Here is a 21118-nt window from a genome sequence, read left to right as displayed (position 1 = left end):
CCGCGGTGCTGAGGTGAGTCGATGAGCTCTTGTGGAGCAGGTCAGGAGAGCCCGAGCTCGTCATCGAGGAGATCGAAGATCTCGTCTGCCGTCGCGGACTGGATTTCACGGTCTTCTGCGGTGCTGTCCGTAGCACTTTGCGTTTCATTCCACTTCGACAGGAGGTCGCGCAGGCGGGTGGTGATACCGGGGCGATCGAGATCGTCCGGGGCGATCGTGGCGAGGATGGCCTCGAGCTTGTCGAGCTCCGCGTGTACGGGCTGGTGTCCGGCCGCGCCGTCCAAGCCCAGCTCCTCGCGCAGATACCCGGCGAGCGCGGTGGGCGTCGGGTAGTCGAAGATCAGCGTGACCGGCAGGCGCAGCCCGGCGGCGGCGCCCAGTCGGTTGCGCAGGTCCACGGCGGTGAGCGAGTCGAAGCCGAGGTCGAGGAAGCCGCGGCCGGCGTCCACGTCGTCCGGGGTGGCGTGGCCGAGGACGGCCGCCACATGGCCGCGTACGACCTCCAGCAGCTCGCGGTCGCGTTCGGTCTCCGAGAGCCCGGCGAGCCGTGTCGCGAGCGAGCCCGCACCCGAGTCGGCCACGACACCGGAGGTGGCCCCGGTGTCGGCGGAGCGCCGTACGGGGGTGCGGACCAGGCCGCGAAGCAGCGGCGGCAGCAGCCCGGCGGCGGCCTGGCCGCGCAGTGCGCCCGTGTCGATACGGATCGGTACCAGCGCGGCCTCGGGCAGGGTGCCCGCCACGTCGAACAGCGCCAGGCCCTCGTCCTGTCCGAGCGCCGCGAAACCACCGCGCGAGATGCGGGTGGCATCGGAGGTGCCGAGGCTTCCGGCCATGCCGTCGGCCGTGGCCCACAGGCCCCAGGCGAGGGAGCTCGCGGGCAGGCCCTGGGCGTGGCGGTGCTGGGCGAGCGCGTCCAGGAAGGTGTTGGCCGCGGCGTAGTTGCCCTGTCCCGAGCTGCCGAAGGCACCGGCGGCCGAGGAGAAGAGCACGAACGCGGCCAGGTCCAGCTCGCGGGTGAGCTCGTGGAGGTTCCACGCCGCGTCCACCTTGGGACGCAGTACGGTGTCGATCCGCTCACCGGTGAGCGAGCTGATCACTCCGTCGTCCAGGACGCCCGCGGTGTGCACCACGGCGGTCAGCGGGTGCTCCGCCGGGATGGCCGCGAGGGTGGCGGCGAGGGCGTCCCGGTCGGCGGTGTCACAGGCCGCCCAGGTGACCTCGGCGCCCAACGCGCCCAGTTCGGCGGCGAGTCCGTCCGCGCCCGGGGCTTCGCCACCGCGTCGGCTGACCAGCAGCAGATGCCGTACGCCGCGCTCCGCCACCAGGTGGCGGGCGAAGAGTCCGCCCAGGGCGCCGGTGGCGCCGCTCAGCAGCACGGTGCCCTCCGGGTCGCCGAGTCCGGTCGGCTCGGGGGTGTCCGCCAGGGCCGGGACCCGGGCGAGCCGGTAGGCGTGGCCGGTGCCGGAGCGCAGGGCGAGCTGCGGTTCGTCGGTGGCGAGCACCGACGGCAGGGCCCGTTGGGAGGCGTCGGTGCCGTCGGTGTCCACCAGGACGAAGCGGCCGGGGTTCTCCGACTGCGCGGACTTCACCAGGCCCCACGCGGTGGTGTGGGCCAGGTCGGCGATGTCCTCGCCGGGTGCCGCCGCGACCGCGCCACGGGTGACGAGGACGAGACGGGCGTCGGCGAGCCGCTGCTCGTTCAGCCAGTTCTGGACCAGGTCCAGGGCGTCCCGGGCGGCGGCCCTCGCCGCGTCGGGCACGGACGCGATGCCGCCGGGGGCGGTGAGGGGAACCGTACCGTCCGTGGCAGGCAGGGACGCCGCGCCGTCGGTCACGCGCAGAGGCGCCACGCTGCCGGTCCCGGTGAGAGGCGCCACGCCGCCGGTCGCGGTGAGGGACGCCGCGCCCGTGAGGGGCGCCACGACCACGTCGGGGGCGGACGCGCCACCGTCGAGGGCGGCGGCGAGCGCCGCGAGGTCCGCGTGGTCGTCCAGCCGCTCGCCGCCGACGGTGAAGCCGGTGGCGGCGCCGAGGGTCACCCAGCGCTCGCCGAGCGGGATGTCGGTGCCGGACGCGGACAGGGCCGCCCACTCGGGGCGGAACAGCGACTCGTGGTGCGCGGCGCGCGAGGCGTCCAGCTGCTCGGCCGCCAGCGGGCGCAGCACCAGGCCGTCGATGGTGGCCACCGCGGTACCGGTGCCGTCGGCGAGGTGCAGCGACACCCCGTCGGCGCCGGGCCGCAGCCGTACGCGCAGCGATGCGGCGCCCCCGGCGTGCAGCCGTACGCCGGTCCAGGCGAACGGCAGCCGCGCGCCCTCGCCGCCCGCGCCGTCCGGGTCGAGGCCGAGGGTGTGCAGGGCGGCGTCCAGCAGCGCCGGATGCACCCCGTACGCGGCGGCCTGCGGCTCGAAGCCCTGGGGCAGCCGGATCTCGGCGAACAGCTCCTCGCCGCGCCGCCAGGCGGCGTGCAGCCCCTGGAAGACCGGGCCGTAGCCGAGTCCGGCGGCGGCCGCGCCCTCGTAGAACTCCTCGGTCGCCAGGGCCGTCGCGTCGGCCGGGGGCCAGGCGCTCAGGTCCACCTGCTCGTCCGGGGCGCCCTGGCCGCTCGGGGCGAGGAAGCCGGTGGCGTGGCGGATCCACGGTTCGTCGGCGGGCACGTCCTCCCGGCGGGAGTGCAGGGTCAGCGGGCGCCGCCCGGCCTCGTCGGCCGCCGCGAGCTCCAGCCGCAGCTGGACGGCGCCCCGTTCGGGCAGGACCAGCGGGGCCTGGAGGGTCAGCTCCTCGACCGTGTCACAGCCCGCCTCGTGACCGGCGCGCAGCGCGAGTTCCACGAAGGCGGTGCCGGGCAGCAGCACGGTGTCCATGACGGCGTGGTCGGCCAGCCAGGGGTGGGTCAGCGGCGACAGCCGTCCGGTGAACACGAAGCCACCGGTGTCGGGGAGTTCCACCGCCGCGCCCAGCAGCGGGTGGTCGGCCGTGTCGAGACCCGCGGAGATCACGTCCTCGACGGAGATGCCCACGTCGAGCCAGTAGCGCTGGCGCTGGAAGGCGTAGGTGGGCAGCGCCACGCGGCGGGCGCCGCGCCCGCCGTAGACCGCGGCCCAGTCCGGGGCCGCGCCGCGGACATGGGCGTGGGCGAGGGCAGTGGCGAGCGCCTGGGCCTCCGGGCGGCCACCGCGCAGGGTGGGGACGAACACCGCGTCGGTGTCCACACCACCGTCGGTCCCCGTCCCAGTCCCAGTCCCGGTCCCAGTCCCGGCCCCGGTCCCGGTCTCCGTCTCGGCGAGGCAGTCCTCGCCCATCGCGGACAGCACCCCGTCCGGGCCGAGCTCCAGATACGTGGTCACGCCCTGCTCGCGCAGGGTGCGGACACCGTCGACGAAGCGGACGGTCTCGCGGACGTGGCGCACCCAGAACTCCGGCAGGCGGATCTCGTCGGCGGAGACCACGGTGCCGGTGAGGCAGGACACCAGCGGGATCTTCGGGGCGTTGAAGGTCAGGCCCTCGGCCAGCTTGCGGAAGTCCGCGAGCATCGGGTCCATGTGCGGCGAGTGGAAGGCGTGGCTGACGGTGAGCCGCTTGGTCTTACGGCCCTGCGCCTCGAACGACGCGGCGATCTCCGTCGCCGCGTCCTCGTCGCCCGCGACGACCACGGAGTTCGGGCCGTTGAGGGCGGCGATGCTCACCCGGTCGGTGAGCAGCGGCGCCACCTCGTCCTCGGACGCCTGGATGGCGATCATCGCGCCACCGGCGGGCAGTTCCTGCATCAGACGGCCACGGGCCGCGACCAGCGCACACGCGTCGGCGAGCGAGAACACGCCCGCCACATGCGCGGCGGCCAGCTCGCCGATGGAGTGGCCGGACAGGTAGTCCGCCTTCAGCCCCCACGCCTCGACCAGCCGGAACAGCGCCACCTCGACGGCGAACAGCGCGGGCTGGGTGACTGCGGTGCGGTCCAGGGCCTGGGCGTCCTCGCCGAACAGCACGGTCTTCAGCGGCCGTTCGAGATGCGGGTCCAGCGCGTCGCACACCTCGTCCAGCGCCTCCGCGAAGCGCGGGAACGCCCCGTACAGCTCACGGCCCATGCCGAGCCGCTGGCTGCCCTGCCCGGTGAACAGGAACGCCACCTTGCCCTCGGTGGCCACCCCGCGCAGCGCCTGCGCCGGGTGCTCACCGCGCGCCAGCGCGTCCAGCGCGCCCAGCGCCTCGTCATGGCCCTCGGCCACCAGGGCGACGCGGTGTTCCAGCGCGGCGCGGGTCGTGGCGAGCGAGAAGCCCAGGTCGGTGAGGGAGGCCCCGGGCTCGGCGGCGATCCGCGACCGCAGCCGCCGCGCCTGGGCCCGCACACCGTCCTCGGTACGGGCCGACAGCAGCACGGGCACATACGGCAGGGCCTCGGGCTGCGCCGCGGGCTCATCCGGCTCGGGGGCGGGCGGCTGCTCGATGATGGCGTGGGCGTTGGTGCCGCTGATGCCGAACGAGGACACCGCGGCCCGGCGCGGACGGCCGCTCTCCGGCCACTCCCGCGCCTCGGTCAGCAGCGACACCGCCCCCGCCGACCAGTCCACATGCGGTGACGGCTCGTCCACGTGCAGCGTCCGCGGCAGCAGACCGTGGCGCATGGCCAGCACCATCTTGATGACACCGGCGACACCGGAGGCGGCCTGGGTGTGGCCCAGGTTGGACTTCACCGAGCCCAGCCACAGCGGCTGTTCCGCGTCGCGCTCCTGGCCGTACGTGGCCAGCAGCGCCTGCGCCTCGATCGGGTCGCCCAGCGTCGTGCCCGTGCCGTGCGCCTCGACCACGTCCACTTCGCCGGTGGTCAGGCGGGCGTTGGCGAGGGCCTGGCGGATGACGCGCTGCTGGGACGGGCCGTTGGGCGCGGTCAGACCGTTGGACGCGCCGTCCTGGTTGACGGCCGAGCCACGGACGATCGCCAGCACCTCGTGGCCGTGCCGACGGGCGTCCGACAGCCGCTCCAGGAGCAGCATGCCCGCGCCCTCGCCCCAGCCGGTGCCGTCGGCGGACGCCGCGAACGACTTGCAGCGGCCGTCCCTGGCCAGGCCGCGCTGGCGGCTGAAGTCGATGAACGTACCCGGGGTGAACATCACCGTGACACCGCCGGCCAGCGCCAGCGAGCACTCGCCCTGGCGCAGCGCCTGCGCGGCCAGGTGGAGCGCGACCAGCGACGACGAGCAGGCCGTGTCGACCGTGACGGCCGGGCCCTCCAGGCCGAAGGTGTACGCCACGCGGCCGGACACCACGCTGCTGGAGCTGCCGGTGCCGAGGTAGCCCTCGACCTCGCTGGGGACGGCGTGCAGCCGGGACCCGTAGTCGTGGTACATGACGCCCGCGAACACACCGGTCCTGCTGCCGCGGACGGACAGCGGATCGATCCCGGCGCGCTCGAACGCCTCCCACGAGGTCTCCAGCAGCAGTCGCTGCTGCGGGTCCATCGCGAGTGCCTCACGCGGCGAGATACCGAAGAACGCCGGGTCGAACTCGGCGGCGTCGTGCAGGAACCCGCCCTCGCGGGCGTAGGAGGTGCCCTGGGTCTCCGGGTCCGGGTCGTAGAGCGCCTCGAGGTCCCAGCCACGGTTGTCCGGGAAGCGGGAGATGCCGTCCTCGCCCGCGGCGAGCAGCTGCCACAGCTCCTCGGGGGTGGTGACCCCGCCGGGGTAGCGGCAGCTCATCGCCACGATGGCGATCGGCTCGTCGTCGGTGGCGGCCACGACCGGCACCGGCGTGTGCCCCACCGGGGACCGCTCGCCGACGAGCTCGGTCCGCAGATGGCGGGCCAGCACCTGCGGGTCCGGGTAGTCGAAGACGAGCGTGGCGGGCAGCCGCAGCCCGGTGACCGCGTTGAGCTGGTTGCGCAGCTCGACGGCGGTCAGCGAGTCGAAGCCCAGCTCCTTGAACGCCCGCCCGGAGCCGATGGTCTCCGCACCGGCGTAGCCGAGCACGGTGGCCACCTGCGCCCGGACCAGGTCCAGCAGCAGCCGCTCCTGTTCGGGCTCGGACAGCCCGGCGAGCCGTCCGGCAAGGCCGGACTCGCCGCCCGCCGCGACCGCGTCCACCGCGCGCCGCGCCGGGATCCGCACCAGACCGCGGAACAGGGGCGAGACGGCGCCACTGGCGGCCTGGGTGCGCAGCGCCGCGAGGTCCACCCGCATCGGCACCAGCGACGCCTCGGAGACGGTCAGCGCGGTGTCGAGCAGGGCAAGGCCCTCCGCCACCGGCAGCGGCGGCAGTCCGGCGCGCCGCATCCGGGCGATGTCGGCCTCGTCCAGGGTGCTGCCCATACCGGCCCCAGCCCACAGACCCCACGCCAGCGCGGTGGCGGGCAGGCCCTGGGTGGCCCGGTGGCGGGCGAGGGCGTCCAGGAAGGCGTTGGAGGCGGCGTAGTTGCCCTGCCCCGGGCCGCCGAACACACCGGAGGAGGACGAGAACAGCACGAAGGCCGCCGGATCCAGCTCGCGGGTCAGCTCATGGAGGTTCCAGGCCGCGTCCACCTTCGGGCGCATGACGTGGTCGACGCGCTCGGAGGTGAGGGAGCCGATCACACCGTCGTCCAGCACACCGGCGGTGTGGACGACAGCGGTCAGCGGATGCTCGGCGGGGACGGTGGCGAGGGCCGTGGCAAGCGCGGCCCGGTCGGCCACATCACACGCCGCCCACGCCACCTCGGCGCCCAACTCGACCAGCTCGGCGGTGAGTTCGGTCGCACCAGGGGCCTGCTCGCCACGACGGCTCACCAGCAGCAGATGCCGTACGCCACGCTCGGCCACCAGATGCCGGGCCACCAGCCCGCCCAGCGAACCGGACGCGCCGGTCACCAGCACCGTGCCCTCGGGGTCGAGGCCCCGGGCCGCGTCGCCCTCCGGCTCCACGGCCACCCGCGCCAGCCGCGGCACGGACACCGCGCCCGCGCGGATCGCCAACTGCGGCTCGCCCGAGGCCAGAGCGGCGGGCAGCGCCCGCAGCGACTGGTCCGCACCGTCGGTGTCGACCAGCACGAAGCGGCCCGGGTTCTCGGACTGTGCCGAACGCAGCAGACCCCAGACGGCCGCACCGGCCAGATCCGCCACCGGCTCGCCGTCCTCGACGGCCACCGCGCCACGGGTCACCACGACCAGCGGGGCGTCCCCGAACCGCTCCTCCTCCAGCCACCGCTGGACGACGGAGAGCGCCGCGGCGGCGGCGCGGTGCGCCCCGCGGGCCACCTGTTCACCGACCTCGGCGGACGGCGACACGACGACGTACGCGGGCGCGGGCGCGGTGCCCGCGGCGACCGCCCCGGCCAGCGTCTCCAGGTCCCCGTACGCCGAGGTCCCGAGCCCGAGCGGATCGGCGCCCAGCACCGCCCACCGGCCGTCGGCAGGAACGTCCGCCCCGGCCGCGTCGGCGAGCCCGGCCGTGGTCGCCCACTCCAGGCGGAACAGCGACTCGTGGTAGGCCGTGCGAGCGCTCTGGATCTGCTCGGCCGAGACCGGGCGCAGCCCGAGCGTCTCGACAGCCGCGACGGGCTCGCCGGTGGTGTCGGCGATCTCCAGCCGGACACCGTCGGTGCCCGCGGGAGCCAGACGCACCCGCAGCGCCGAAGCGCCGCTCGCGTACAGCGACACGCCGGTCCAGGCGAACGGCAGCCGCCCCTCGCCGCCCGTGTTGCCCAGGCCGCCCATGCCGATGGCGTGCAGGGCGGAGTCCAGCAGCGCCGGGTGCAGCCCGAACGCGGCGGCCTCCTCGGCCGTCTCCTCGTCCAGCGCCACCTCGGCGAACACCTCGCCGCCGCGCTGCCACGCCCTGCGCAGCCCCTGGAACGCGGGGCCGTAGGCGAAGCCGATGTCCAGCAGGCCCTCGTAGCGGCCGTCCAGCTCCACCTCGGTCGCGCCCGCCGGGGGCCACGCGCTCAGCTCGAACGACGCCTCCGGACGGCCTCCGGACGCCAGGACACCGGCGGCGTGCCGGGTCCACGGCTCCTCGGCGGGCAGGCTCTCCAGCCGGGAGTGCAGCGACAGCGGACGGCGGCCCGCCTCGTCGGCCGCACCGACCGAGAGCCGCAGCTGGACACCGCCCTGCGCGGGCAGCACCAGCGGCGCCTCGAGGGTCAGCTCCTCCAGGTAGTCACAGCCGACCTGGTCACCCGCGCGGATCGCCAGCTCCACGAACGCGGTACCGGGCAGCAGCACCGTGTCCAGGATGGTGTGGCCCGCGAGCCACGGGTGGGTGGACAGCGCCAGCCGTCCGGTGAACAGCATCCCGTCCGCGTCCGGCAGTTCGGCGCTGGCGCCGAGCAGCGGATGCTCGGCCTCGCCCAGCCCGACCGCGGCCACGTCACCGAGGAACAGCGACGAGACCTTCGGCCAGTAGCGCTGCCGCTGGAAGGCGTACGTGGGCAGCGCGACCTGCGCGGCGCCGGTACGGGCGTAGTACGCCGCCCAGTCCACCGCCACGCCACGCACATGCGCCCGCGCGACGGCCGACAGCAGCGCCTCGGCCTCGGGGCGGTCCTTGCGCAGCACGGCGGCGAAGGCGGCGTCGGCCTCGGAGTCGGCCACGCAGTCCTGGGCCATGGCGGTGAGCACACCATCGGGGCCCAGCTCGACGTAGGTGGTGACGCCCTGGGCTTCCAACGCCCGTACGCCATCGAGGAAACGGACGGCCTCGCGGACGTGGCGCACCCAGAACTCGGGGGTCGTGATCTCCTCGGCGGAGACCACGGTGCCGGTGAGGTTGGACACGATCGGGATGCGCGGGGCCTCGTACGACAGCCCCTGCGCCACCTCGCGGAACGCCTCCAGCATCCCGTCCATACGCGGGGAGTGGAACGCGTGGCTCACGGTGAGGCGCTTGGTCTTACGGCCCCGCGCCTCGAAACCGGAAGCGATCTCCAGAGCCGCGTCCTCATCACCCGCGATGACGACGGAAGTGGGCCCGTTGAGCGCGGCGATCGAGACACGCTCGGTCAGCAGCGGCGCCACCTCGTCCTCCGACGCCTGCACCGCGATCATCGCGCCACCGGCCGGAAGCTCCTGCATCAGACGGCCACGCGCCGCGACCAACTTCGCCGCGTCGGCGAGCGAGAGCACACCCGCCACATGGGCCGCCGCCAGCTCACCGATCGAGTGCCCCGACAGGAAGTCCGCCTTCAGACCCCACGCCTCGACCAGCCGGAACAGCGCCACCTCGACCGCGAACAGCGCGGGCTGGGTGAACCCCGTCCGATCAAGCGCCTCGGCGTCGTCCCCGAACAGCACCTCCCGCAGCGGCCGCTCCAGGTGCCCGTCCAGGTGCGCGCACACCTCGTCCAGCGCGTCCGCGAACACCGGGAAGGCGTCGTACAGCTCACGCCCCATCCCCAGCCGCTGACTTCCCTGCCCCGTGAACAGGAACGCCACCTTGCCACCGGCCACCGAGCCCCGCGCGAGCCCGGCCGCCGTACGGCCCTCGGCGAGCGCCGCGAGGCCGGACAGCAGCCCGTCCCGGTCCTCGGCGACGAGCGCCGCGCGCTCCTCGAAGGCGGTACGGCGCGTGGCGAGTGTGAACGCCACGTCGGTGGCGTCCAGTTCGGGGCGCTCGTCGAGGTGGGCGCGCAGCCGTGCGGCCTGGTCGCGCAGGGCCTCGGGAGACTTGGCGGAGAGCAGCCAGGTGGCCGGGGCGCCGGACCGCGGCGCGGCGGCGGGCGCCGCGTCCTCGGTCTCGTCCGCGTACACGGGCGCCTGCTCGATGATGGTGTGCGCGTTGGTGCCGCTGATGCCGAACGAGGACACCGCGGCCCGGCGCGGACGGCCGGTCTCCGGCCACTCCCGCGCCTCGGTCAGCAGGGCGACCGCGCCCGTCGACCAGTCCACATGCGGGGTGGGCTCATCGACGTTGAGGGTCTGCGGCAGCAGTCCGTGCTGGATGGCCAGCACCATCTTCATCACACCGGCGACACCGGCCGCGGCCTGCGTATGGCCGAAGTTGGACTTGATGGAGCCCAGCCACAGCGGTCGGCCCTCCTCGCGGTCCTGGCCGTACGTGGCCAGCAGCGCCTGCGCCTCGATCGGGTCACCCAGCTTGGTGCCCGTGCCGTGGGCCTCGACCGCGTCCACCTCGGACGCCGACAACCCCGCACCCGCCAGCGCCTGCCGGATCACCCGCTGCTGCGAGGGACCATTCGGCGCGGTGAGACCGTTGCTGGCACCGTCCTGGTTGATGGCCGAGCCACGCACGACCGCCAGAACCTCATGACCATTGCGCCGGGCATCCGACAGCCGCTCCACGAGCAGCATGCCCACACCCTCACCCCAACCGGTGCCATCCGCACCCGCCGCGAACGCCTTGATCCGACCATCCGCCGCCAACCCACGCTGACGACTGAAATCCACAAACGAACCCGGCGTCGACATCACCGTCACACCACCGGCCAACGCCAACGAACACTCACCCGCACGCAACGCCTGAATCGCCCAGTGCAACGCCACCAACGACGAAGAGCAGGCCGTGTCCACCGTCACCGCCGGACCCTCGAGCCCCAGCGCGTACGACACCCGGCCCGACATCACACTGGCCGCGTTACCCGTCCCCATGAAGCCTTCCGAGCCATCGGGGGCGGAGAGGATCACGGGCAGATAGTCCTGGCCGTTGGTACCGGCGAACACGCCGACCTGCTGCCCGCGCAGCGTGGTCGGGTCGATCCCGGCCCGCTCGAACGCCTCCCACGACGTCTCCAGCAGCATCCGCTGCTGCGGATCCATGGCCAGGGCCTCGCGCGGCGAGATGCCGAAGAAGACGGGGTCGAACTCGGCGGCGTCGGCGAGGAATCCGCCCTCGCCGACGTAGCTGGTGTGCTCGCCCGCGCCCTCCGGGTCGTACAGCGTCTCCAGGTCCCAGCCGCGGTCGGCGGGGAAGCCCGTCACCGCGTCCTGACCGGACGCCAGCAGCCGCCACAGCTCCTCCGGCGACCGCACACCGCCGGGGAAGCGGCAGCTCATGCCGACGATCGCGATGGGGTCGTCGTCCAGTGCCACGCCCACCGACGACGCACCGGTCACGGTCGGGCGCGAGCCGATGAGTTCGGCCTGGAGGTGGTCGGCGAGGGCGGTCGGGGTGGGGTAGTCGAAGATGATGGTGGCAGGCAGCTTGAGCCCGGTGAGCGTGGAGAGCAGGTTGCGGATCTCGACCGCGGTCAGCGAGTCGAAGCCGAGGTCGCGGAAGGCGCGGCTGGGCTCCACCGAGTCCGGTCCGGGGTGGCCGAGGACGACGGCCACCTGGGTGCGGACGAAGTCCAGGGCGATCTGGTCGCGTTCCTCGTCGGTCCCGGCGTCGGTCAGCCGCTGGGCCAGCGACGTGGACCGGCCGGGGATGGCGGGGCCGCCGGTGGCGGTGCGTGCCGCCTCGATCGCGCGCTTGGCCTCGGAGAGGTCGGCGAGCAGCGGGTTCGGGCGGTGGCCGGAGAGGCCGGGTGCGAAACGGTCCCATTCGATGTCCACGACGAGGGAGAAGGTCTCGTCGAGGTCGAGCGCGGCGCCCAGCGCGGCGGTGGCCGGTTCGGGGGCGAGGGCGGGCAGCCCGGACTGCCGGAGCCGCTCGGCCACCAGCTCGTCGGTGGCCATGCCGCCGTGGGCCCAGGCGCCCCAGGCCATCGAGGTGGCGGGCAGGCCCTCGGCGCGGCGCTGTTCGGCGAGCGCGTCGAGGTAGGCGTTGGCGGCCACGTAGTTGGCCTGTCCGGCGGCGCCGAAGGTGGCGGCCATGGAGGAGAAGAGCACGAAGGCGGACAGGTCGAGGCCGCGGGTGAGCTCGTGCAGATGGCGGGCGGAGTCGGCCTTGGCGCGCAGCACATCGGCCATGCGCCGCGGGGTCTGGGCGTCGAGCACCCCGTCGTCCAGCACTCCGGCGGCGTGCACGACCGTGGTCAGCGGGAGGTCCGCGGGGACGGTCGCCAGCAGCCCGGCGAGGGCGTCGCGGTCGGCCGTGTCGCAGGCGGCGACGGTCACCTGGGCGCCGAGGGCGGTGAGTTCGTCCCGCAGCTCGGCGGCGCCGGGCGCGTCGGGGCCACGGCGGCTGGTGAGCAGGATGTGCTGGGCGCCGTGGGCCACGAGCCAGCGGGCCACATGGCCGCCGAGGGCGCCGGTGCCGCCGGTGATCAGCGCGGTGCCGTGGGTGGTCCAGCCGTCATCGGTGGTCTCGTGGTGCGGGGCGCGGGCCAGACGGCGGACATGGATGCCCTGCGGGCGGATGGCGAGGTGGTCCTCGCCGCTGATGCCGTCGGGCCCGGCGAGGATGTCGGCGAGCCGCCCGAGGGCGCGGTCGTCGGCGGTCTCGGGCAGGTCGATCAGACCGCCCCAGCGCTCGGGGTGTTCAAGGGCGGCGGTGCGGCCCAGGCCCCAGATCTGGGCCTGTTCGGGGCTGGTGAGCCGGTCGGAGCGGCCGACGGAGACCGCGCCGCGGGTGGCGGCCCACAGCGGGGCGTCGAGGTCGGCGTCGCCGAGGGCCTGGACGAGGGTGAGGGTGCCCGCGAGTCCGGCGGTGAGGGAGGGGTGCGGGTCGTGCGGGCGCTCGTCGAGGCCGAGCAGGGAGAGCACCCCGTCGAAGACCACCCCGTCGGAGGTCGGTGCCTCCTCCGCCGGGTCCGGGCTCAGGGCGGTGCGGATCCGCTCGGCGAGGGCGGCGCGGTCGGCGGCGGCGCCGTCGACGTCGATCCGGTGGACGGTGACGCCGCGTTCGGCCAGCAGCCGCAGCGGCTCCGCCACCCAGGGGTCGTCGTCGTGACCCTCGGGGGTGACCACGAGCCAGGTGCCGGTGAGCGGTTTGTCCGGGGTCTGCGGCAGCGGTGTCCAGGTGACGCGGTAGCGCCAGCCGTCCACGGTGGTGTCGACGTGGCTCTGCCGGCGCCATGCGGACAGGACGGGCAGCACCTCGCTGAGGGGCTGGTCGCCGTCGAGGCCGAGGGTGTCGACCAGGGCGGCCAGGTCCTCGCTGTGCACGACCTCCCAGAACCGGGCGTCGGCCACGGCCGGTGCGGCGGCCTCGGCGGCGGCGGAGTCGGCGCCGTACGAGAAGGGGTTGGCGGGCCAGTAGCGCTGCCGCTGGAAGGCGTAGGTGGGCAGTTCGACGCGGCGGGCGCCGGTGCCCGCGTAGTACGTGGCCCAGTCCACGGGCAGGCCGCGGACGTGGGCCTGGGCGAGCGCGTTGCTCAGGGTGCGGGGCTCGGGGCGGCCGGAGCGCAGCGCGGGCAGGAAGGCGAACGTGCGGTTCCGGCCGCCGCTCACGCACTCCTGAGCCATGGCGGAGAGCACCCCGTCGGGGCCGAGCTCCAGATACGTGGTCACGCCGTGGTCCTCGAGGCGGCGCACGCCGTCGAGGAAGCGGACGGCCTCACGGACGTGGCGGACCCAGAACTCGGGCGTGGTGATCTCGTCGGCGCTCACCAGGGTGCCGGTGAGGTTGGAGACGATCGGGATCTTCGGAGCCTCGTAGGTCAGCCGCTCGGCCACCTGACGGAAGTTCTCCAGCATCCCGTCCATGTGCGGGGAGTGGAAGGCGTGGCTGACGGTGAGCCGCTTGGTCTTGCGGCCCCGCTCCTCGAAACCGGACGCGATCTCCAGCGCCGCGTCCTCGTCACCGGCGATGACGACCGACGTCGGGCCGTTGATGGCGGCGATGGACACCCGCTCGGTGAGCAGCGGCGTCACCTCGTCCTCCGCCGCCTGCACCGCGATCATCGCGCCGCCGGTGGGGAGTTGCTGCATCAGCTGGCTGCGCGCGGCCACCAGGGCGGAGGCGTGGGTGAGCGAGAGCACCCCGGCGACATGGGCGGCGGTGAGTTCGCCGATGGAGTGGCCGGAGAGGAAGTCGGGCCGCAGCCCCCAGGATTCGACGAGGCGGAAGAGGGCCACCTCGACGGCGAACAGCGCGGGCTGGGTGTAGCCGGTCCGGTCGAGCGTGGCGGCGTCGTCGCCGAACAGCACGTCCTTCAGCGGCCGGTCGAGGAAGCGGTCGAGCTGGGCGCAGACCGCGTCCAGCGCCTCGGCGAACACCGGGTAGGCCGCATACAGCTCCCGGCCCATGCCGAGCCGCTGGCTGCCCTGCCCGGTGAACAGGAACGCGACCTTGCCCTCGGCGGCGAGACCCTCGGTCACCTCGGGGTGGTGGCGGCCCTCGGCGAGCGCGTCGAGGCCCGCGAGCAGCTCGTCGTGGTCGGCGGCGACGACCGCGGCGCGGCGGTCGAGGGCGGCGCGGGTGACGGCCTGGGAGTAGCCGATGTCGGCGAGGCGGTGGCCGGGGTGGGCGGCCAGATGGGTCCGCAGCCGGAGCGCCTGGGCGCGCAGCGCCTGCTCGTTCTTGCCGGACAGCACGACCGGGACGAGGGGCGGCTCGGCCCGCTCCGGCTCGCCGCCCTCGGTGTGTCCGACGGGGGCCGCGGAGGCCGGGGCCTCCTCGAGGATGGTGTGCACATTGGTGCCGCTCATGCCGAACGACGAGACGCCCGCGCGGCGCGGGGTGGCGCCCTCGGGGTCCCTGCCCCACTCGCGGGGGGCGGTGAGCAGTTCGACGTCCCCGGCCGTCCAGTCGACATGCGGGGTGGGCTCGGTGAGATGGAGGGTCTGGGGCAGCACACCGTGCCGCATCGCCATGACCATCTTGATGATGCCGCCGACGCCGGCGCCCGCCTGGGCGTGGCCGATGTTGGACTTGATGGAGCCGATGAGCAGCGGCTTGCCCTCGGGCCTGCCCTGACCGTACGTGGCGAGCAGCGCCTGCGCCTCGATCGGGTCGCCGAGGGCGGTGCCGGTGCCATGGGCCTCGACGGCGTCCACCTGGTCGGGGCTGAGCCGGGCGTTGGCCAGCGCCTGGAGGATGACGCGCTGCTGCGAGGGGCCGTTGGGCGAGGTGAGGCCGTTGCTGGCGCCGTCCTGGTTGACGGCGGAGCCACGGACCACGGCGAGCACCGGGTGGCCCTTGCGCTGGGCGTCCGACAGCCGCTCGACGAGCAGCATGCCGACTCCCTCGCCCAGGCAGAAGCCGTCGGCCTCCGGGGCGAAGGGCTTGGAGCGGCCGTCGAGGGCCAGTCCGCGCATCTTGCTGTAGTCGACGAAGACGCCGGGCGCGCACATCAGGGTCGCGCCGCCGGCGAGGGCGAGCGAGCATTCGCCGTTGCGCAGCGCCTGGACGGCGAGGTGGAGCGCCACCAGTGAGGAGGAGCAGGCGGTGTCGACGGTGACGGCCGGGCCCTCGAAACCGAAGGTGTAGGAAAGGCGGCCGGAGGCGACGCTCGCGGCGTTACCGGTGCCGAAGTAGCCCTCGAAGTTCTCATGGGAACTGAGGATCGCGCCCAGGTAATCGTGATTGCTGGTGCCGACGAAGACGCCGATCTGCCGGCCGCGCACCGCGACCGGGTCGATTCCGGCGCGCTCGAACGCCTCCCAGGACGTCTCCAGCAGCATCCGCTGCTGCGGGTCCATGCCGAGCGCTTCCCGGGGGCTGATGCCGAACAGGGAGGGGTCGAAATCGGCTATGCCGTCGACGAATCCGCCCTCGTGCACATAGCTGGTGCCGGGGTGGTCCGGGTCCGGGTGGTACATCGTGTCGACGTTCCACCCGCGGTCCAGCGGGAATTCGCTGACCGCGTCGACGCCCTCGCTGACGATGCGCCACAGGTCCTCGGGCGACTGGACGCCTCCGGGATAACGGCAGCCGATCCCCACGATGGCGATGGGGTCGTGGTTCTTCGCCTCGGCCTCTTGCAGGCGGAGGCGAGTCTGGTGCAGATCCGCCGTTACCAGCTTGAGGTAGTCCCGCAGCGTCTCTTCATTCGCCATTTACGCAATCCAATTACGGCAGACGGCATCGGAAATGCTCCACAGATCCTCAACGGGAGCCGGTAACCAACAACCAAATCAGTCGACTTCTCGCTGAGAGGCTATGTAAGAACTAACCCTCATAACAACCCCTAGAGGCCCCCTATGACCCCCTGGATACCCAAGGAGCGATAGGGGGCAACCCGGTATTTCGAAACTCTATTGAAGGATAGAGAAAATCCTGGCCGACATCGGATACGACGTCAATAGCGAAATTCTCGTCAAGCCCTTCCGAGGCCCTTGTTGATGAATGCGAAGAGCTCTTCGTCACTGGCCGACTGGAGCTGCCCGGCGTCCACCGTGTCCTTCGCCGGGCGCTCCGGCGCGGCCGTGGCGGCGGGCTCGGCGGTGACCGCTGTGCCGTCCGACTCGTTCCACTTCGCCAGCAGCGACTGGAGCCGCATGGTGATCCGGGCCCGGGTGATGTTGTCGGGCGCGGTGCCGGTGAGCGCGGACTCCAGCTTGTCGAGCTCCTCGAGCACCGCCGTGCCGTCGGCCGCCTCGTCGGGCGCGATCCCGGCCCGCAGATAGGCGGCCACGGCGGCCGGGGTCGGGTGGTCGAAGATCAGGCTCGGCGGCAGCTTCAGCCCGCTCGCGGCGCCCAGCCGGTTGCGGAGCTCGACCGCGGTCAGCGAGTCGAAGCCCAGCTCCTTGAAGGCCCGCCCGGCCTCGATGGCCTGGGCGCCGGAGTGGCCCAGCACGGCGGCCACCGCGCTGCGCACCAGATCCAGCAGCACCCGCTCCCGCTCGGTCTCCGGCAGGCCCGCGAGCTGCCCGGCCAGGGCCGCACCGGCGGTGCCCGCGTCGTCGGTCTCGGCCGCGGCCATCTCCTCGACGACCTCGCGGGCCTCGGGCAGGTCGTGCAGGAGCGGACGCGGCCGGTCGGCGGTGAAGGCGAGGGTGAAGCGCCGCCAGTCCATGTCGATGACGGTCAGCGCGGTCTCGTCCCGGTCCAGCGCGTGCTGGAGCGTGGCGGTGGCCGGCTCGGGCGCCATCTCGTTGATGCCGTGGCGGCGCATCCGGTCGCCCACGGCGCCGTCCACGCTTGAGCCGTCGCCCCACGGGCCGAAGGTCAGCGCGGTGGCGGGCAGCCCGTCGGCGCGGCGCTGCTCGGCGAAGGCGTGCAGGAAGGCGTTGCCGGGCGCCTGGTTGCCCTGCCCCGGTGCGCCGAAGGTGGCGGAGAAGTGCGAGCACAGCACGAACGCGGTCAGGTCCAGGTCCCGGGTGAGCTCGTGCAGATGGCGCGTGGCGTCCACCTTGAGCCGCAGCACCCGTTCGACCTGATCGGGGGTCAGCCCCTCGATCACCCCGTCGTCGATGACGGCGGCGGTGTGCACGACGGCCGTCAGCGGCTGGTCGGCCGGGATGGCCGCGAGGGTGTCGGCGAGCGCGGCGCGGTCGGTCACATCGCACGCGGCGAGGGTGACCTTGGCGCCGAGCCCGGCCAGCTCGGCCTCCAGCTCGACCGCACCGGGCGCGTCCGGGCCCCTGCGGCTCGCCAGGACGAGATGGTCGGCGCCGTTGCGGGCCAGCCACCGCGCGACCTGGGCGCCGAGCCGTCCCGTACCGCCGGTGACCAGCGTGGTGCCGGTCGGCTGCCAGGCCCGTACGGCGGCGGTGTCGGCCAGCGGGGCGCGCACCAGGCGGGGCCCGAAGACGCCCGTGGTACGGATCGCGGCCTGGTCGTCGTCGCCGTGGGAGGCGAGGAGGCCCACCAGCCGGGTCAGGGCGCGCTCGTCGGGCGTGTCGGGCAGGTCGATCAGACCGCCCCAGCGCTCCAGGTGCTCCAGCGCGGCCACCCGGCCCAGGCCCCAGACGAGGGCCTGTTCGGGCGCGGCCGGGCGGTCGGTGCCGCCCACGGAGACGGCGCCCTGCGTGAGGCACCACAGCGGCGCGCCGATTCCCGCGTCGCCGAGGGCCTGGACCAGCGCGAGCTGGGCGGCCGTTCCGGCGGGCAGGGAGGCGTGTTCGGGGTGTGCGCCCTGGGCCGGGGCCAGCAGCGACACCACTCCGGCGAACGCGGCGCCGTCGGCTCCGGCTTCGGCTCCGGCTTCGGCAGCGGCTTCGGCGAGCGCGGTGCGCAGCCGCCCGGCCAGCTCCTCCCGGCCGTCGATGGCGGTGTCCACGGCGATCCGCCGTACGTCGGCGCCGCGTTCGGCGAGCACACCGGCCACGGCGTCGGTCCAGGTGTCCTCGGTGGCCGGGGTGACGACGAGCCACGCGCCGGTCAGCCGCGCGGACCGCTCCTCGGCGAGCGGCTTCCACGTCACGCGGTAGCGCCAGCCGTCCACCGTGGACTGCTCACGGGCCTGCTTGCGCCAGGAGGCCAGGGCGGGCAGGACGGCGCTCATGGGCTGATCGCCCTCGACCGTCAGCTCGGCGGCCAGCGCCTGCCAGTCCTCGGCCTCCACGGCGGCCCAGAACTTCGCCTCCACGGCGTCGTGCCCGCTCTCCCCGGCCGCCCTCGCCTGCGCGGCCTCGGGCCAGTAGCGCTGCCGCTGGAAGGCGTACGTGGGCAGCTCGATCCGGCGCGCGCCGGTGCCGTCGAAAAACGCGTCCCAGTCCACGGCCACACCGCGCGACCACGCCTCGCCGACGGAGGCCCAGAAGCGGTCCAGGCCGCCCTCGTCACGGCGCAGCGAGCCGATCGCGGCCGCGTCCACACCGGCGTCCTCGGCGGTCTCCTGCACACCCATCGTCAGCACCGGGTGGGCACTGGACTCGATGAACACCCCGAAGCCCTCGTCCAGCAGCCGCCGGACCGCGCCCTCCAGCTCAACCGTGCGCCGCAGGTTGGTGAACCAGTACTCGGCGTCCAGCTCCGGACCCTCGGCCCACTCCCCCGTCACCGTCGACAGGAACGGCACCTCGGCGTTCTTCGGCTGTACGGGCGCCAGCAGCTCCAGCAGTTCCTCGCGCAGCAGCTCCACCTGCGCGGAGTGCGAGGCGTAGTCCACCGGCACCCGGCGCGCCCGCACCTCGTCCGCCTCACACGCGGCCACCAGCTCATCCAGCGCCTCGGGCTCACCGGAGACGACCACCGACGACGGGCCGTTGACCGCCGCCACCGAGATCCGCTCCTCGCCCCACGGCGCGATCCGCTCCCGCACGTCCGCCACCGGAAGCGCCACCGACACCATGCCGCCCTTGCCCGCCAGCACCCGGCCGATCGCCTGGCTGCGCAGCGCCACCACACGGGCCGCGTCCTTCAGCGACAGGGCTCCGGCCACACACGCCGCCGCGATCTCACCCTGCGAGTGGCCGATCACCGCGGCCGGGACGACGCCCAGCGAACGCCACAGCTCGGCCAGCGACACCATCACCGCGAACAGCACCGGCTGGACCACATCCACCCGGTCCAGCGAGGGCGCACCCTCCGCGCCGCGCAACACATCCACCAGCGACCAGTCGGTGAACTCCGCGAGCGCCGCCGCACACTCCTCGATGTGGGCCGCGAAGACGGGCGAGGCGTCCATCAGCCCCACGCCCATCCGCACCCACTGCGACCCCTGTCCGGGGAAGACGAACGCCGTCTGCCCGGCCACCACGGCGCCCCGCTCCACCCCGGCCGCCATGCCGCCCTCGGCGAGTGCGGTCAGCCCGGCCATCAGCTCCTCGCGGTCCCGGCCCTGGACCACACCGCGGTGGTCCAGCGCGGAGCGGGTGGTGGCCAGCGACAGGCCGATGTCCACGGTGCGCAGCGCCGGTTCGTCGTGGAGCCGGTCCAGCAGCCGCCACGCCTGGGCGCGCAGCGCCGCCTCGCTCTTGCCGGACAGCACCCACGGCAGCACACCCGGCTGCTTGGACACCAGCTCGACCGGGCCCGGCTCCTCGGCGGGAGCCTGCTCGACGATGGTGTGCGCGTTGGTACCGCTGAAGCCGAAGGAGGAGATGGCCGCACGGCGCGGACGGCCGGTCTCGGGCCACGGCGTGGCCGACCTGACCAGCGCGATCTTCCCCGACGACCAGTCGATGTGCGGGGACGGCTCGGCGATGTGCAGCGACTCGGGGACCACCCCGTGCCGCATCGCCAGCACCATCTTCATCACCCCGGCGATGCCCGCGGCGCCCTGGGTGTGGCCGATGTTGGACTTCACCGAACCGAGCAGCAGGGGCAGTTCCTCGGGCCGGTCCTGGCCGTAGGTGGCAAGCAGCGCCTGCGCCTCGATCGGGTCGCCCAGCGAGGTGCCCGTGCCATGGGCCTCGACGACGTCCACATCGCCCGCGGACAGCCGCGCGTTGGCCAGCGCCTGCTGGATGACGCGCTGCTGGGACGGTCCGTTGGGCGCGGTCAGACCGTTGGACGCGCCATCCTGGTTGACGGCCGAGCCGCGCACCACGGCCAGTACCGTGTGGCCCAGGCGGCGGGCGTCCGAGAGCCGCTCCAGCAGCAGGACGCCCACGCCCTCGGCCGGGCCGAAGCCGTCGGCGTCCGCCGAGAACGCCTTGCAGCGGCCGTCCTCGGACAGTCCGCGCTGACGGCTGAACTCGATGAACAGACCCGGCGTGGACATCACATGGACGCCGCCCGCCAGGGCGAGCGAGCACTCGCCCAGCCGCAGCGACTGGACGGCCAGATGCAGCGCCACCAGCGACGCGGAGCACGCCGTGTCCACCGTGACGGCCGGGCCCTCCAGGCCGAACACATAGGAGAGCCGGCCGGAGACGACGCTGCCGGCGTTGCCGGTGCCGAGGTGGCCGCCGAAGTCGTCCTCGGCGTCGAGTGCCACCGTCAGATAGTCGGAGGCGTTCATGCCCGCGAAGACACCGGTCCGGCTGCCGCGCAGGGACGCGGGGTCGATCCTTGCCCGCTCGAACGCCTCCCACGACGTCTCCAGCAGCAGCCGCTGCTGCGGGTCCATCGCCATGGCCTCACGCGGCGAGATCCCGAAGAACGCCGCGTCGAACCGGGTGGCGTCGCCCAGGAACCCGCCCTCGCGGGTGTAGGTGGTGTCCGGGGTGTCCGGGTCGGAGTCGAACAGGTTCCGCAGGTCCCAGCCGCGGTCGGCCGGGAACTCCGTCTGCGCCTCGCCGCCGGAGGCCATGAGCTGCCACAGCTCCTCGGGGGTGCTGACACCTCCGGGGAAGCGGCAGCTCATGCCCACGATGGCGATCGGCTCATGGGCCTGGTCGTCGGCCTCCTGCAACCGCCGGTGGGCGGCGGTGAGGTCGGTGGTGACCTTCTTCAGATATTCGCGGAGCTTGGCTTCGTTCGCAGTCGCCATGGACGTTCACCTATTCGCAATGCTCTTGATCGTCGGGGGGTCCGGATGAGG

2 protein-coding genes are annotated in these 21118 nt (G+C 73.8%); both read right to left on the bottom strand.

Annotation, left to right across the window (positions count from 1 at the left end):
* Positions 1-41: 41 nt before the first annotated feature.
* Positions 42-15803: a type I polyketide synthase gene (locus ACMTAK_RS32195; RefSeq protein WP_413809413.1), complete on the bottom strand. Its 15762-nt coding sequence runs from the start codon at positions 15801-15803 to the stop codon at positions 42-44.
* A gap of 260 nt (positions 15804-16063) precedes the next feature.
* Positions 16064-21067 (bottom strand): type I polyketide synthase, encoded by a 5004-nt coding sequence (locus ACMTAK_RS32190; RefSeq protein WP_461773826.1) that lies wholly within the window; start codon positions 21065-21067, stop codon positions 16064-16066.
* Between the last annotated feature and the right edge of the window lie 51 nt (positions 21068-21118).

Origin of the sequence: Streptomyces lacaronensis, from assembly GCF_047337785.1 — a bacterium.
Taxonomy (GTDB): domain Bacteria; phylum Actinomycetota; class Actinomycetes; order Streptomycetales; family Streptomycetaceae; genus Streptomyces; species Streptomyces lycopersici.
The sequence above is the reverse complement of the archived record's forward strand: the minus strand, read 5'-3'. Positions and strand labels throughout refer to the sequence as shown.

Bases quoted from the DNA above. Each gene is read 5' to 3' on its own strand.
- ACMTAK_RS32190 (WP_461773826.1), bottom strand. From the start codon at position 21,067: ATGGCGACTGCGAACGAAGCCAAGCTCCGCGAATATCTGAAGAAGGTC.
- ACMTAK_RS32195 (WP_413809413.1), bottom strand. From the start codon at position 15,803: ATGGCGAATGAAGAGACGCTGCGGGACTACCTCAAGCTGGTAACGGCG.